At 63.6% G+C, this 15,727-nt stretch carries 14 protein-coding genes; 7 read left to right on the forward strand and 7 right to left on the reverse strand.

From position 1 onward, the window contains the following. Window positions 1-223: 223 nt before the first annotated feature. On the forward strand, window positions 224-2,227 hold the full coding sequence (locus ACVWWD_RS08070; RefSeq protein ID WP_352548945.1) for a PhoX family protein: 2,004 nt from the start codon (window positions 224-226) through the stop codon (window positions 2,225-2,227). Between the two features lie 134 nt (window positions 2,228-2,361). Continuing rightward, complete coding sequence (locus ACVWWD_RS08075) at window positions 2,362-2,586, forward strand: hypothetical protein (protein ID WP_023771993.1); 225 nt, start codon at window positions 2,362-2,364, stop codon at window positions 2,584-2,586. A gap of 32 nt (window positions 2,587-2,618) precedes the next feature. Here the strand turns inward: ACVWWD_RS08075 and ACVWWD_RS08080 are convergent, their stop codons facing one another. Continuing rightward, complete coding sequence (locus ACVWWD_RS08080) at window positions 2,619-3,806, reverse strand: flavin-containing monooxygenase (protein ID WP_352548947.1); 1,188 nt, start codon at window positions 3,804-3,806, stop codon at window positions 2,619-2,621. 445 nt (window positions 3,807-4,251) lie between these two features. On the opposite strand from ACVWWD_RS08080, the gene ACVWWD_RS08085 reads away from it, so the two are divergent. Continuing rightward, window positions 4,252-5,289: a phosphatidylglycerol lysyltransferase domain-containing protein gene (locus ACVWWD_RS08085; RefSeq protein ID WP_352548948.1), complete on the forward strand. Its 1,038-nt coding sequence runs from the start codon at window positions 4,252-4,254 to the stop codon at window positions 5,287-5,289. Between the two features lie 28 nt (window positions 5,290-5,317). Here the strand turns inward: ACVWWD_RS08085 and ACVWWD_RS08090 are convergent, their stop codons facing one another. Together ACVWWD_RS08090 and ACVWWD_RS08095 are read right to left on the reverse strand one after the other, a co-directional pair. Beyond that, window positions 5,318-6,079, reverse strand: a complete 762-nt coding sequence (locus tag ACVWWD_RS08090; RefSeq protein WP_457102991.1) for an ABC transporter permease — start codon at window positions 6,077-6,079, stop codon at window positions 5,318-5,320. After that, the gene (locus tag ACVWWD_RS08095; protein WP_023771997.1) at window positions 6,076-7,002 is read right to left on the reverse strand and encodes an ABC transporter ATP-binding protein; all 927 of its coding nucleotides are present in this window, start codon (window positions 7,000-7,002) and stop codon (window positions 6,076-6,078) included. The genes ACVWWD_RS08090 and ACVWWD_RS08095 overlap by 4 nt, the downstream gene beginning before the upstream one ends. Window positions 7,003-7,297: 295 nt before the next feature. Between ACVWWD_RS08095 and ACVWWD_RS08100 the strand changes: the two genes are divergently transcribed. Beyond that, window positions 7,298-8,659, forward strand: coding sequence for a cytochrome ubiquinol oxidase subunit I (locus ACVWWD_RS08100; protein WP_352548951.1), 1,362 nt, complete (start codon window positions 7,298-7,300; stop codon window positions 8,657-8,659). Window positions 8,660-8,945: 286 nt separating this feature from the next. Further along, on the forward strand, window positions 8,946-9,950 hold the full coding sequence (locus ACVWWD_RS08105) for a cytochrome d ubiquinol oxidase subunit II (protein WP_023771999.1): 1,005 nt from the start codon (window positions 8,946-8,948) through the stop codon (window positions 9,948-9,950). A gap of 79 nt (window positions 9,951-10,029) precedes the next feature. Here the strand turns inward: ACVWWD_RS08105 and msrA are convergent, their stop codons facing one another. The 4 genes from msrA to ACVWWD_RS08125 all read right to left on the reverse strand — a co-directional run bounded on the left by msrA (window position 10,030) and on the right by ACVWWD_RS08125 (window position 13,277). Beyond that, on the reverse strand, window positions 10,030-10,755 hold the full coding sequence (gene msrA, locus ACVWWD_RS08110) for a peptide-methionine (S)-S-oxide reductase MsrA (RefSeq protein WP_352548953.1): 726 nt from the start codon (window positions 10,753-10,755) through the stop codon (window positions 10,030-10,032). Window positions 10,756-10,905: 150 nt separating this feature from the next. Further along, entirely contained in the window at window positions 10,906-11,199 is a 294-nt protein-coding gene (locus ACVWWD_RS08115) for a hypothetical protein (RefSeq protein WP_352548955.1), read from the reverse strand. Window positions 11,200-11,312: 113 nt separating this feature from the next. After that, on the reverse strand, window positions 11,313-12,017 hold the full coding sequence (locus tag ACVWWD_RS08120) for a DUF1223 domain-containing protein (RefSeq protein WP_023772002.1): 705 nt from the start codon (window positions 12,015-12,017) through the stop codon (window positions 11,313-11,315). A gap of 180 nt (window positions 12,018-12,197) precedes the next feature. Further along, entirely contained in the window at window positions 12,198-13,277 is a 1,080-nt protein-coding gene (locus ACVWWD_RS08125; RefSeq protein ID WP_352548956.1) for a TadE/TadG family type IV pilus assembly protein, read from the reverse strand. Between the two features lie 209 nt (window positions 13,278-13,486). Between ACVWWD_RS08125 and lepA the strand changes: the two genes are divergently transcribed. Both lepA and ACVWWD_RS08135 read left to right on the forward strand, forming a co-directional pair. Further along, window positions 13,487-15,292: a translation elongation factor 4 gene (gene lepA, locus ACVWWD_RS08130; protein WP_352548957.1), complete on the forward strand. Its 1,806-nt coding sequence runs from the start codon at window positions 13,487-13,489 to the stop codon at window positions 15,290-15,292. 239 nt (window positions 15,293-15,531) lie between these two features. Continuing rightward, on the forward strand, window positions 15,532-15,711 hold the full coding sequence (locus ACVWWD_RS08135) for a hypothetical protein (protein ID WP_023772005.1): 180 nt from the start codon (window positions 15,532-15,534) through the stop codon (window positions 15,709-15,711). Window positions 15,712-15,727 lie beyond the last annotated feature (16 nt).

Below are 15,727 nucleotides of genomic sequence, written 5' to 3' on the forward strand. Positions count from 1 at the left end.
CATCGCCGAAAAACGTGGTGGCCGGAAGCGACCCCCGACCGTTGCGTTTGTCCCCCAGGACCTTTGCAGGCGCAAGATCGGACCAAAGTCCCAGGGCGACGCGTGGAGAATCGCCCTCGCGAGTGAGCAGCAGCGGAGATACCATGTCACGAAAATGTGATCAGCCTGCCGTAAGCGGTCGAACAGGCAACAAGCTCCAGCCAAAACCAAGCCAGAGGTTCCCATGACCGAACATCGATCCCCCGACGCCCGATTCCGCACCAGCCTGCTCGAGGAAAACGAGGGCCCCGCCAACAATCCTAGCGAAAACCGCACCATGGGCGAGATCATCGCCGCGCGATTCTCGCGCCGCGGCTTCCTCAAGGGTTCGCTTGCTGTTTCGGCGATCGCCGCCACCGTCAGCCCGCTGGCCATGATCGCCGCCGATGATGCCCGTGCCGCGGAAGGTTCGGCCTTCAAATTCGACGAGCTGGAGGCCGGTATCGACGACAAGCACCACGTCGCGCCCGGCTACGACGCCGACGTTTTGCTGCGCTGGGGCGATCCGCTGTTTGTCGATTCGCCGGAATTCGACCCCACGAAGCAGTCGGCGCAAGCCCAGGCCAGGCAGTTCGGCTACAACAACGACTATGTCGGTTACATTCCGCTCGACGGCTCGGCCGAACATGGCCTGCTGGTGGTCAACCACGAATACACCAACCCGCATCTGATGTTCCCGGGCATCGTCAAGATCGTCGAGAAGGACGGCAAGAAGTCGGCCGAGGTGGCGCCGCTCTCGAAGGAGCAGGTCGATGTCGAGATGGCCGCCCATGGCGGCACCATCGTCGAGATCCGCAAGGAGGGCGGCAAATGGCGGGTGATTCGCGACGGTAAGCTCAACCGCCGCATCACCGCCAACACCGAAATGGCGTTGTCGGGCCCGGTCGCCGGCCATGACCGCGTGAAGACCAATGCCGACCCGTCCGGCGTCAAGGTGTTCGGCACCATCAACAATTGCGCCGGCGGGGTCACGCCCTGGGGCACCTATGTGATGTCCGAGGAGAACATCCATGGCTACTTCTCCGGCGAGCTGCCGGAGGGCCACAAGGAGGCCGCCAACTACAAGCGCCTCGGCATTCCGGAAGGCGCCTATGAATGGGGCGCGCACTATGACCGCTTCAACCTGGCCAAGGAGCCGAACGAGCCCAACCGCTTCGGCTGGATCGTCGAGGTCGACGTCAACGACCCGGCCTCGGTGCCGCGCAAGCGCACCGCCATGGGCCGCTTCAAGCATGAGGGCGCCGAATCGATCGTCGCCAAGGACGGTCGCGTGGTCTTCTATCTCGGCGACGACGAGCGCTTCGACTATGTCTACAAGTTCGTCACCAAGGGCATGTTCAACGCCGGCGACCGCGCGGCCAACAAGGATATGCTCGACGACGGCACACTGCATGTCGCAAAATTCGCGGAGGACGGCTCGGTCGAATGGATGCCGATCGTGTTCGGCCACGGCCGGCTGACGGCGGAAAACGGTTTTGCCGGCCAGGCCGACGTGCTGATCGAGACACGCCGCGCCGCCGACCTGCTTGGCGCCACCAAGATGGACCGGCCCGAAGACATCCAGCCCAACGCCGGCAACGGCAAGGTCTATGTCATGCTGACCAACAATTCCAAGCGCAAGGCCGATCAGGTCGACGCCGCCAACCCGCGTTCCGAAAACGCCTTCGGCCACATCATCGAAATCGTCGAGGACGATGGCGATTTCGCCGCCACCAAGGGCAAGTGGGAAGTGCTGCTGAAATGCGGCGACCCGTCGGTGGCCGCCGTCGGCGCCACCTTCTCCACCGCGACGAGCGCCAATGGCTGGTTCGGCATGCCCGACAATTGCGCGGTCGATTCGGCCGGGCGCCTGTGGGTCGCCACCGACGGCCAGGGCCCGAAGGCCACCGGCCGCACCGACGGCCTGTGGGCGGTGGACACGGAAGGATCGGCGCGGGCGACCTCGAGACTGTTCTTCCGGGTGCCGATCGGCGCCGAGATGTGCGGCCCGCAGTTTGCGCCCGACGATCAGACCGCCTTCGTCGCCGTCCAGCATCCGGGTGACGGCGGCGAGGATTGGGAAGCGTTCGGCCGGCCCTCCTATTATGAGGACCTGTCAACCCGCTGGCCCGATTTCAAGCCCGACATGCCGGTGCGGCCGGCGGTGGTCGCCATCACCAAACAGGGTGGCGGCAAGATCGCCATCTGAGGTCACGCGAGACAAAAAATGAGAGGGGCTCCGGCGATCCGGGGCCCCTCCTTTGTGCGACATCGTATTCAAGCCTCGGGAAAGATTGGAAATTTACACGTGGCGCCCTAGATCGTGATCAGGAGATCATCGCCATGCCCAAGTCGATCTACGACCGTGGCCTGCTCAAACCTGACGAAGTGGCCACCTTGCAACGTGTCTTCGACGAGGCCTGCCGCCGACGGCAAGCGCATCCCGAATCCGCCGAGGCGCGTGAATTGGCGCTCACCTTGCTGGCCCTCTACAATGCCGGCATGGTCGACGAGGAGATGCTGACCGAGGCTGTCGGTTTCCGGCGGCTGGAGCCGAAATCGGCGTGAGGCCGACGGAAAATGTTGTCCTATGCGGTCGCTCAGCGCGATGCGCCGGAGGGGCGGGATGAGCCGGCGATCCGAGCAGCTATCGCCTTGGCCAATATGCCGGCATTGGCAAAGCAGCCGCGGATGCTCGGCCGCATGCCGGTGAACCACAGGCCGGGCAGTTTCGGATCGGCCTGGCCGCCGTTGAAGAGCGGAACGCCCTTGTCGTCGAGCACGCCGAGATTGCCGACCATCCGCTCCAGCCCGGTGCGGTAGCCCGTCGCGGCAATGACGATGTCGGGAGCGATCAAGCTGCCATTGGCCAGGATGACGCCGTCGCGGGTGAACTCCCGTACCCCGGGCACCACCACGATCCTGCCCGATTTGATGGCATCGACGGCGCCATCGTCGGCGGCGATCGCGGTGTAGTCCGAGCTCAGGCGACTGGCGCCGCCGGCGGGCGCGGGTGGCATGCCGAATTTGGTGAGATCGCCGAATACCAGGCGCTGCGTCACCGCCATCACCGCATCGGCGACGCGCAGAGGCAGGCGCGCCATGAGCGGCGAGAGGCGGTGCACGGCGATCTTGCCGACGCGCTTGGGCAAAAGGGCGGGGCCGTTGCGGGCCGACAGCCAGACAGCGGCGGTATCGACACCCGCCAGATGATTGAGTGCGTCGAAGCCCGAATTGCCGGCGCCGACAACCAGAACCTTCTTGCCCGCATAGGCCTGGGCATCGCCAAAATCCGCCGAATGGATGATCCGGCCCGCGAACGCCTGCATGCCCGTCCACTGCGGCGTGAAGGGTTCCCGGTCGCGGCCGGTGGCGACAACGACATGACGTGCCAGGCGCGAGCCGGCGCCGGTGCGCACGAGCCAGTGATCGCCCCTGAACGTGATGGCCTCGACGGAAACGCCAAACTCCACCGGCAGACGATTCGCCTCATGGAAATCGCTCATATGACGGATGACGACGTCCCGGTGCGGAAAAGCGGGGGTGCCCTTGGGATAGGCAAGGCCGGGCAGCGCCGAGAGATCGCGGTGGGTGTTGAGGTGCAGCTGCTCGTGGCGCCGGCGCCAGGGCTCGGCCAGCCGGCTTTCCTTCTCCAGGATCGCCGTCGCCACGCCGGCCTTCATCAAGGCCCTCGCGACGGCCAGCCCGGCGGCGCCGGCGCCAATGACGATCGCCGGCTCGACCGTCTCCGCCTGCTCCACCATCGATCTGCTTGTCGTATCAGCCATTCACTCTCGAATCCCATTCGCCCTCGCGGCAGCCCCTGAAGGCTCGCAGGCCGCTGTAACAGTTTGATCGCGCGCAAGAACCCGAACGGCAACTCGATGCCGATTTTCGATGGTCCCGCGCCGAGGCGGCTTCGCTTCCGGAGCGTTCCACCGCCCGGCGCAAACAGCCGGTCGCGGCACCGCGTCAAAACCACGACATGGAGCGGATTACCCGCTTCTGTCCGAATACATACAACCCTATATGGCATATCGGCGACATCGGCGATAATCAGGTCGCGGCAAAGTGATTGATTCGAGGTCCGGGGGCAGGCGGATCTCGTCACGGACGCGGGCATTCGAAACCGGCAACCCGATTTCGGCTTCCCTGCGGAAAATCAAGACGCCGTGGCGCGTCTTGCGTGTCGTCGGACACGTCGCGCCACGGACGGCACGCGGAATCTCGACCATGCCCTCCTTGCGGATCTATTTCGACAACATCCTCGAGGGGGCCTCGCCCAAGGTCGAGCGCCGGGCGCTGACGCATGTCGAACGGCTGGCGCTGGTGCGCCGCCATGGCGGCTTCTCGCTCGCCTATTCCACCGCCGTGCAAAGCAAGCTTTCCTATTTTGGCGATGCCGACGGTTACATCGCCTTCGGCACCAAGATGAAGCATCATTTCGCGCTCGGCGATCCGGTGGCGGCGCCGGATCGGCGGCCCGATTACATCAGACGCTTCGTCGAGAGCGCCGGCGGCCCGTGGTTCGTGCAGATCGGCGAACAGACCGCCCAGGTCCTTGCCGGCCTTGGCTACAAAATCAACCGGCTGGGCATCGACACGCGCCTTGTTCTGCCCGACCATGACTTTTCCGGCAAGCGGAACGAAACGGTGCGTTATTCCGAGCGCTGGCTGCTAAAGAAGGGCTTTTCATTCGAGGAGGACAAACGCACGATCCATCTCGACGAGATCTCCCGGCTGTCTCAAAACTGGCGCGGCGACCGCATCGTCAAGCGGTGGGAGATGGGTTTCCTCAACCGACCGTTCTACGATCAGCTCGGCACCGATATGCGCCGTTTCGTGCTGCACGGTCCCGATGGCGATCTGGTCGCCCTGCTCGATTTCGATCCGATGTTCGCCGACGGCAAGGTGATCGGCTACACCACCGCCTTCAAGCGCAAGCATATCGATGCCTCGCCGCATGCCGAGATCGGCCTGACCAAATTCGCCGTCGACCGCTTTCGCGACGAGGGCATTTCGGTGGTGACGCTCGGCCTGTCGCCGCTGGTCGATATCGGCCCGAGCGGATTTGCCGAAAGCGAGTTCTGGCGCAACACCTTCCAGCGCGCCTACGATTCGCCCTGGGTCAACCGCCGCAGGTTCAACCTGCAGGGACAGGCGGCATTCAAGCGCCGCTTCCACGGCGCCGAGGAGCCGGTCTATATCGCCTTTCGCGAGGGGACCTACATCGAGATGCTGGGATTGCTGCGGCTGGTCAAGGCCATTTGAGGCCTCCCCTCACGACTTTAGGGCCGCGTCAGTTCCTCAGCCGGTAGCCGGTCCGGAAGATCCAGGCGACGATCGCGATGCAGACGGCCAGGAACACCAGCGTCATGCCGAGGCTGACGACGACCGAGACATCGGCCTTGCCGTAGAAACTCCAGCGGAAGCCGCTGATCAGGTAGACCACCGGGTTGAACAGCGTGATCGTCTTCCAGATGCCAGGCAGCATGTGGATCGAATAGAAGCTGCCGCCGAGGAAGGTCAGCGGGGTGATGATCAGCAGCGGCACCAGCTGCAGCTGCTCGAAGCTTTTCGCCCAGATGCCGATGATGAAGCCGAACAGGCTGAAGGTCACCGCCGTCAGGATCAGAAAGGCGAGCATCCAGAACGGATGTTCGATGTGCAGCGGCACGAACAGCGAGGCCGTGGCCAGGATAATCAGGCCGAGGATGATCGACTTGGTCGCGGCGCCGCCGACATAGGCGATGACGATCTCCAGGTAGGAGACCGGCGCCGACAAAAGCTCGTAGATCGAACCGACGAATTTCGGGAAATAGATGGCGAATGAGGCGTTGGAGATCGACTGCGTCAACAGCGACAGCATGATCAGTCCCGGCACGATGAAGGCGCCATAGGCGATGCCGTCGATTTCGGTGATGCGCGAGCCGATGGCGGAGCCGAAGACGACGAAATAGAGCGACGTCGAGATGACCGGCGAGATGATGCTCTGCAGCACGGTGCGGAACGCACGCGCCATCTCGACCCGGTAGATCGCCCATATCGCACGCAGGTTCATGGCTCTTGCCTCAGGAGATTGACGAAGATCTCTTCGAGCGAGCTGTTCTTGGTGTCGAGATCGCGGAACTCGATGCCGGCGGCCTCGAGATCCCGGATCAGCGAGGCGACGCCCGGCCGGTCGCTCTGGTTGTCATAGGTATAGATGAGTTGTGTGCCGTCCGGCGACAGTTCGAGCGCGTAGCGCGAGAGCCCGTCGGGCACGTTGCCTAGCGGCGCGCGCAGCTCCAGCCTCATCTCCTTGCGGCCGAGCTTGCGCATCAGTTCGGCCTTGCCCTCGACCAGGATGATCTCGCCGCGGTTGATGACGCCGACGCGGTCGGCCATGGCCTCGGCTTCCTCGATATAGTGCGTGGTGAGGATGATGGTGACGCCGTCCTCGCGCAGCCGGCGCACCATCGCCCACATGTCCTGGCGCAGCTCGACGTCGACGCCGGCGGTCGGCTCGTCGAGGAACAGGATGCGCGGCTCGTGCGACAGCGCCTTGGCGATCATCAGCCGCCGCTTCATGCCGCCCGACAGCGTGATCGCCTTGGCGTCCTTCTTGTCCCACAGCGAAAGGTCGCGCAGCACCTTCTCGACGAAGGCCGGATTGGCCGGCTTGCCGAACAGGCCGCGGCTGTAATTGACGGTCGCCCAGACGCTCTCGAAGGCGTCGATGGTGAGTTCCTGCGGCACCAGCCCGATCATGCCGCGCGCGGCCCGATAGTCCTTGTTGATGTCATGGCCATCGACGGTGACGGTGCCCGACGAGCGGTTGACGATGCCGCAGACGATCGAGATCAGCGTCGTCTTGCCGGCGCCGTTGGGGCCGAGCAGCGCGAAGATCTCGCCGCGTTCTATGTCGAGGCTGACTTCCTTGAGCGCGGTGAAGCCGGTGGCGTAGGTCTTGGAGACCCCGGAAATGGACAATATGGAGGGCATGGTTGAAAACGGCTGCCTGAAAGAGGTGACTTGATATAGGCCTGTTGTCGCCCGGTGCAACCGCAAGTCCATGCCCTGCTGCCAGTTCTGGACATCGAAGCTCGAGGCTGGCTGGGAATGCGCCGCGCCTATCCGGAAAATTGTCCTGCGGCGTTCAGCCTCGCGGCAGGACGCCGCTTTGACCTGACCCTGCTTCGGGCCTATCCTTCGCCGGTATTGGAAGCAATCCCAGGAAAATGTGAACGGTTTTCCGTCCGGAATGCGTCGAAAAAAATAATAGCAGCCGGAGCCCGCCATGGACCCGCTCATACTGTCGCGCATGCAGTTCGGCGCGAATATTTCGTTTCATATCCTGTTTCCGACAATCACCATTGCCCTTGGCTGGGTGCTGCTGTTCTTCAAGCTGCGCTACAACGCGACCAGTGATTCCGCCTGGATGCGCGCCTATTTCACCTGGGTGAAGGTGTTCGCGCTGTCGTTTGCCATGGGCGTGGTTTCGGGCGTCACCATGAGCTTCCAGTTCGGCACCAACTGGCCGGGCTACATGCAGCATGTCGGCAACATCGCCGGGCCGCTGCTCGCCTACGAGATCCTCACCGCCTTCTTCCTCGAAGCGGCCTTTCTCGGCATCATGCTGTTCGGCTTCCGCCGCGTCTCCAACCGCATCCACACGCTGGCGACGGTGCTGGTCGCCGGCGGCACGACGCTGTCGGCGTTCTGGATCATCGCGCTCAATTCCTGGATGCAGACGCCGGCCGGCTTCGAGATGCGCGACGGCGTCGCGCACGCCGTCGACTGGTGGGCCATCGTCTTCAACCCGTCCATGCCCTACCGGCTGGTGCACATGCTGCTCGCTTCGGGGCTGACGGTGTCGTTCCTGATCGCCGGCCTGTCGGCGCTGCGCTACCTCAACGGCGACCGTTCGGAATCGATGTGGAAGGCGCTGCGCACCGGCGTCTTCACCGCGGCGATCCTGATCCCGGTCCAGATCCTGGCCGGCGACCAGCACGGGCTCAACACGCTGGAACACCAGCCGCAGAAGATCGCCGCCATGGAGGCCAACTGGAACACCGGTCCCAACGTGCCGCTGGTTTTGTTCGCGCTGCCCGACGAGGCGGCCAGGGAAAACAAGTTCGAGGTCGCGATTCCGGACGGGGCCAGCCTTATCCTGCGGCACTCGACCGCCGGCGTCGTGCCAGGGCTGAACGACTTTCCCGGCAACCATCCGCCGGTCTTTCCGCTCTTCTGGAGCTTCCGCATCATGGTCGGCACCGGGCTTTTGATGCTCGCCGTCTCCTGGTCGGCCGCCTTCTTCCTCAAGCGCCGCCACGCGCTGCCAAAGCCGCTCGCCATGCTGATGGTGCCGATGGCGTTGTCGGGCTGGCTGGCGACGCTGGCCGGCTGGTACACCACCGAGATCGGCCGCCAGCCCTGGCTGGTGACCGGCGTGCTGAAAACCGCCGACGCCGTCGGCCCGGTGGCCGGCAGCCATGTCGCGCTGACGCTTGCCATCTATCTCCTCCTCTACGTGCTTTTGCTGATCGCCTATCTCGGCGTGCTGGTGCACCTGGCGCTGAAGGCGGCCAAGGATGGCGACACCTCGCCGCTGCCGGGGGTGATGAAGACGGCCATGTCGCAACCGGCGGCGGGAGAGTGAGCATGTCTTCATCGCAGGTCCGCGCCGCCCCTCACCTGCCTGCCGGCATCCTCTCCCCGTATAGTGAAGGGGAGAGGGGCGCTGTCGTCGCCGGTTTCGCCAATCATCATCGTGGTAGCAGGAAGGGCGCCGGCGCTGCGGCCAGCCTCCTACTCCCCGTCACTATACGGGAAGAAGTGCCCGGCAGGGCGATGAGGGTCAGCGCCAACCCCGACAATCGATTTAAAACGATTGCTTCAAGCGGTAGGGCAGTGCACCCGGCCCATCGCGGCTCGGAGATATACCGATGACCTTCGACTGGCCAACCGCCCTCCCGCTGATCTTTGCCGGCCTGATGGGCCTTGCAATCCTGATCTACGTCATCCTCGACGGCTTCGACCTCGGCATCGGCATCCTGTTCGCCGCCGCCGAAGACACTGAGCAGGACACCATGATCGCCGCGATCGGCCCGTTCTGGGATGCCAACGAAACCTGGCTGGTGCTGGCCGTCGGCCTGCTGCTGGTCGCCTTTCCGCTGGCGCATGGCGTCATCCTGACGGCTCTCTACATTCCGGTCTTCGTCCTGCTGGTCGGCTTGATCCTGCGCGGCGTCGCCTTCGATTTCCGCGCCAAGGTGCCGGCAGGGAAGAAACATCGCTGGAACCGTATTTTCTTCCTGGGCTCGCTCATCGCCTCGCTGGCGCAAGGCTATATGCTGGGCGTCTACGTGCTCGGCCTCGATGTCGGACCAGGCGGCATGGCGTTTGGCGTGCTGGTGGCGTTCTGCCTGGCGGCGGCCTACGCGGCGATGGGCTCCGCCTGGGTGATCTACAAGACCCAAGGCGCGCTGCAGAAGAAGGCGGTGCTCTGGCTGCGCACCGCCCTGGTGCTGACCGCGCTCGGCATGGCCGCCGTGTCGCTGGCGACGCCGTTCGCCAGCCCGCGCATCTTCGCCAAATGGTTCGTCTGGCCTGAGATGCTCTATCTGTCGCCGCTGCCGATCGTGTCGGCGCTGCTGTTTGCCTGGCTGTGGCGGCAGACCTTCCATCTGCCGAGACCTGACGATCGCCATTCGCTGACGCCGTTCCTGACGCTGGCCGCCATCTTCGCGCTCGGTTTTGCCGGCCTGGCCTGGTCGTTCTATCCCTATGTGGTGCCCGATCGCCTGACCATCTGGCAGGCGGCGTCGGCGCCCGAAAGCCTGGCGATCATCCTGGCCGGCACCGTGGTGGTGCTGCCGGTCATCATCTTCTATTCGTTCTATGCCTACCGCGTGTTCGGCGGCAAGGCGACGGATCTGACGTATGATTGAGGCTTGTTAGAGCGGCAGGCAGGCCGGCGGGGCAGGCTGTCCCGCCGGCCTGTCGTCCTTTGTGCACCCTCGCGAGCAACTAATTGCTCGCCGACAGCACCAGCACCGGCTTTTCGCTATAAAGCGCCGGGAAAAGCGTCTTCAAATTCGCCACCTTGGGCAGGTCGTTGTAGACGATGTAGGGATAGGTCGGGTTCAGCGTCAAAAAGTCCTGGTGGTAGTTCTCGGCCGGGTAGAAGGTCTTGCCTGTCTCCAGCGTGGTGACGATCGGCTCGCCGAACACTTTGGCCTTGTCGAGCTGGGCGATGTAGCTCTGCGCGATTTTCTTCTGGGCGTCGTTCTCGGCGAAGATCGTCGAGCGGTACTGGGTGCCCGAGTCCGGACCCTGGTAGTTGAGCTGGGTCGGGTTCTGGGCGACCGAGAAATAGACCTGCAGCAGCTGGCCGTAGGTCACCTTGGACGGATCATAGGTGATCTCGACGGACTCTGCATGGCCGGTGCGGCCGGTGCCGACCGTCTCGTAGACGGCGTCGTCCTTGGCGCCGCCGGTATAGCCCGAGACCGCCTTGCTGACGCCCTTGACGTGCTGGAACACGCCCTGCACGCCCCAGAAGCAGCCGCCGGCGAAGATCGCCTTCTCGGTGCCGGTGGCGGCCTTTTCATCGATTTCCGGCGGTGGGATCTTCACGGCATCCTCGGCGGAAATGGCCGGCGTCAGCCAGAAGGCAGCGCCCGCGACGGCAAGGGCGAGTGCGGCGAGCGCGCCGCGGACAAAGCCTGTCGAACGGTTGTTGATAGTGGTCATGGTTGCACTCCTCATGGCTTCCATTTGGGATCAGTCTATTGGATCAGCTACGGTGGCGCGATGCGTGAGTTGCGGCGGAGGCTCACATTCGCGTGCGCCTCCCGACTGTCCCCGGCTGGACAGGGAGCCGCCAGGGACAGAAGGCCAATCTCAATTGGCGGTGGCATCCCTCGCCGGCTTCATCGCATCCGTGGCGGGTTTCATGGCATTCGCGGCTGGCTTCATGGAGTTGGTGGCCATCGGGTCGGCCGGCTTCATCGCTTCGGCCGGCTTCATCGCTTCGGTTGCCGGCTTCATGGCGTCCGCGGCCGGCGCCATGGCGTTGGCGGCGGGCTTCATCGCATTGGTGGCATCGTCGGCACGCGCGATGCCGCCGGCAAACAGCGCCATGGAGCACAAAGCGAGGGCGAGCGCCGGCAGCGTCAGGCGGGAGAAAGTGGTCATGGTCGGTTCCTTGGGTTTAGGGTTGTTGGCACGCCTTTTGGCGGCCGGGCTCTTGCACCGCTGCTCATGCGGCGGCGCAAATCTCTGTTTGAACAATTCCGCTCGAACGCGATCTAATTGGCGGCTGCGGCCAGGATCGGTCCGCCGCCGGGCGACTGCACCAGCACGGCGGTGCTGAGGCCGCCCGAGGCCGCCGGCAAATCGAGCGTCTTGGCGACGCCGCTCCAGCTGCCGAGTTTTGTCAGCGCATGCACGACATTGGCATGCGGCAAGGTGCGGCCGGTATTTTCGCCGCGCGCCACCGGCACCTCGACGACACCCTTGGTGTAGCGCACCAGCCAGACATCGGCGTGGCCGCCCGGAGCGGCGCCGGCGCCGATCGCGACCTTGCCGCCCTCGAGCGACAGCGACGGGCCTCCGGCCTTGGCCGTAGCCGCGATCAGATGTTCGATCTCGCCGGGCGCGGCGCCGACGACGTCGGCATGGCCGTTGACCACCACTTGCGGCGTGAACGGCCCGTCATGGCCGAGCGGCGGCTCGTAGGACACCTGGCGCTGGGTGAATTCCTGCTTGCCGAACGTGTCCTTCCAGCCGAGGTAGTCCCAGTAGGTGACGTTGAACGACAGCGCCAGCACGCCGGGCCGGTCCTTGACCTTGATGAGGTTGGCGTTGGCCGGCGGGCAGGACGAGCAGCCCTGGCTGGTGAACAGCTCGACCACGGTGAGCGGTTGGGCGATGGCGCCGGCAAGCGATCCGGCGAGCGCCAGCGCGGCGAGGCCGGACAGTGCGAAAAACCTGCTTGATAGGACTGGCGACATCGGCTTGCTCCGTGGGGACGACGCCACGATGCGCCGCTCATATCCCCACTTCGCCGCGACCGACCGTTTCGTTACGGCGCTCACCGGTTTGTGATTGAAGGCGCCTCTTCCCTGCGGGCGTCATTGGCGAACTCGGTCGCCGCATACGATCTCCCCACCAAGAGGGGGAGATCGTCTACGTCACTGCGTCAGTGCCGTCTCCGAGGGCCGCTTGTTGTAGTCGCATTTGCCCGTGACGTTGTAGAAGAAGTCGGCGTTGCTGACAGGCGCCGGAACCGAGTTACCGCCGTCTTCCCAGGCCTGATAGGCTGTCGCGCCGCAAGGCACGACGCTGAAGATATCGACGATCTGGCCGGTCGCGGTCTCATTGTAGGTCACCTGGTTGGTCTGCGGATCCTTGACCCCGCTGTAGAGTCGGTTCGAGGTGGTCGGATCATTTGTCTGGAGGTATTGCGGGTTCCCTGATGGCACATACATCTGCAGAGAGAGGCCACCCATCTGGCTGACGTCGATCGATGCGCCGGGGCCATTGGCGGGGTACATCGTGTCGACACAGTAATAGAACGTGCCACTCGCATCTTTCAGGAGCGTCACGCCGTTTGGCGGGTTTTTGCCCACAGTGCAGACCTGCTTCTGCACCAGCGTGGTGACGGTCTTGCCGGTTGAATCGGTGGTGAGGACGTTGACATTGGTGGTGCCGTAGCCCTTCGGGTCCCCGGTGTTCCCATAGGTGTAGTCGATCGTCATCAGCGGCTTGGCCGTCGTCCCGCCGAATTGCGTGCCGTAGAGCGTCATCTTCTTGTTCCAGTAACCCGACACCCCGGAGACCTTGAAGGTGGCATTCACCAGTGCCGGCGGCTTGCTTACCGCCGCGCCGACGGCGATCGGTACGGTGTTGATCCTGGCAATCGACATGAAAACGGTCGGCATGGCGAAGCTTGCCGTGGCCTGCGCCGTGGTGGCGGTGGTGGCGGTGCCGGCCACGAAGTTTGTCAGCGTCGCTGTGCCCTGCCCGCCATTGGCGGCGAAGGAATCCTGCAACAGCGTCTGGCGTTGCGCCAGCGTCGCCGTGGTGTCCATGGTGGTGATCGTCAGGATCGCGGCATCCAGCGCCTGCTGCTGGTTGGATTTGGTCTGGACCGCGCCGGTATAGTCGACCGAGAAGCCGATGACCGCGATCAGCGGCATCAGCATCACCAGGAAGAGCGGCATCATCGACCCGCTGCGGGAGCGGGCAAAGCCGCGCAAAACGCTGAACATTTCAAAACCCCCGACAGACATTAGCGAGCGTGCAATTACCACGTAGCCGCCAAACCAAGCTCTAATGTGATCGATCAAAGTTTATGCATTCCTTCCACGAGGGCCGGTTTTTCCGATTCTTTTGCCGATCTCACCGCTTTGTGAGTGGTAAGGCAGCCCTTAGGCGCCAAGCCTTGCCGCCGCTTGCCGCCCCTGCTAAAGCGCGCGGCATGAGCACGCCCCTCGACCACATCCGCAATTTTTCCATCGTCGCCCATATCGACCATGGCAAATCCACGCTTGCCGACCGCCTGATCCAGTCGACCGGCGGGCTGGAGCTGCGCGACATGAAGGAGCAGGTGCTGGACTCGATGGACATCGAGCGCGAGCGCGGCATCACCATCAAGGCGCAGACGGTGCGGCTGAAGTACCGCGCCAACAATGGCGAGGACTATATCCTCAACCTCATCGACACGCCCGGCCATGTTGACTTCGCCTATGAAGTGTCGCGGTCGCTCGCCGCCTGCGAGGGTTCGCTGCTGGTGGTCGACGCTTCGCAAGGCGTCGAGGCGCAGACGCTCGCCAATGTCTACCAGGCCATCGACAACAACCACGAGATCGTCGTGGTGCTGAACAAGGTCGACCTGCCGGCCGCCGAGCCCGAACGCATCCGCGAGCAAGTCGAGGAGGTGATCGGCATCGACGCCTCCAATGCCGTGCTGATCTCGGCCAAGACCGGCCTCGGCATTCCCGATGTGCTGGAAGCCATCGTCCACCAATTGCCGCCGCCGCGCGAGGGCGATGCATCAGCACCCTTGAAGGCGATGCTGGTCGACAGCTGGTACGACGCCTATCTCGGCGTCATCGTGCTGGTGCGCATCATCGACGGCGTGCTGAAGAAGGGCCAGACCATCCGCATGATGGGCACCGGCGCCAAGTACCTGGTCGAGCGCACCGGCGTGTTCACGCCCGCCCGCATCAATGTCGACGAGCTCGGCCCCGGCGAGTTCGGGTTCTTCACCGGCTCGATCAAGGAAGTGGCCGACACCCGCGTCGGCGACACCATAACCGAGGACAAGCGCCAGACCGCGCACGCGCTGCCCGGCTTCAAGCCGGCGCAGCCGGTGGTGTTCTGCGGCCTGTTCCCGGTCGACGCCGCCGATTTCGAGGACCTGCGCGCCGCCGTCGGCAAGCTGCGCCTCAACGACGCGTCCTTCTCCTATGAAATGGAAACCTCCGCCGCGCTTGGCTTCGGCTATCGCTGCGGCTTCTTGGGTCTCTTGCATCTCGAAATCATCCAGGAACGGCTGGAGCGGGAGTTCAACCTCGACCTCATCGCCACCGCGCCCTCGGTCGTCTACCGGCTGCTGCTCAATGACGGCTCGATGAAGGAACTGCACAACCCGGCCGACATGCCCGACGTGGTGAAAATCTCGGCGATCGAGGAGCCGTGGATCCGCGCCACCATATTGACGCCCGACGACTACCTCGGCGGCATCCTGAAACTCTGCCAGGACCGGCGCGGCATCCAGGCCGACCTCTCCTATGTCGGCAAACGCGCCATGCTGACTTACGACCTGCCGCTCAACGAAGTCGTCTTCGACTTCTACGACCGGCTGAAGTCGATCTCGAAAGGCTACGCCTCGTTCGACTATCACCTGACCGACTATCGCGAGGGCGACCTGGTGAAGATGTCGATCCTGGTCAATGAGGAGCCGGTCGACGCGCTGTCGATGCTGGTGCACCGCACGGCGGCCGAAAAGCGCGGCCGCCAGATGTGCGAGAAGCTGAAGGAGCTGATCCCGCACCATCTCTTCAAGATCCCGATCCAAGCCGCCATCGGCGGCAAGGTCATCGCCCGCGAAACCATCTCCGCCCTGCGCAAGGACGTGACCGCCAAATGCTACGGCGGCGACGTGTCCCGCAAACGCAAGCTGCTGGACAAGCAGAAAGAGGGCAAGAAGCGGATGCGGCAGTTCGGCAAGGTGGATATCCCGCAGGAGGCGTTTATCCAGGCGCTGAAGATGGGAGATTGAGAAGTCAAACGGTTCTTGATATGTTCTGGATGAGAAGAGCCACACCGCCCGGAAGGTCTCCAACCTTATCTTTACGGCCATCCTCTGCTGGTGGTTGGCTTGGTAGGGCTAGGTGTTTGGGCTATGCGCGATGCGCGGTTGGCCTTCATACAAATTCATTGGCAAATTCGGCTGGTATCACGCATGCTCGCCAAAGTGATTTGCGTTTACCAGTTAGGCGATAAGCGCAGGAGGTATCAATGACTGAAGCACTGAAAAAACTGATTGAAGCTACCAAGACGCTCGATCAGACAAAAACCGATAAGGAACAGCAACGCCGAAGCTTTGCTTATGGTAATACGAAGTTCGAGAACGATAGAATAACTCGTGAAATGGTCGATAAGCAGGCGGAACTTTTGAGCAAAAGTGCTAAGGGTTAATTGTCGGCTGAAGGTC

The sequence above is a fragment of the Mesorhizobium sp. URHB0026 genome (genome assembly GCF_054059755.1).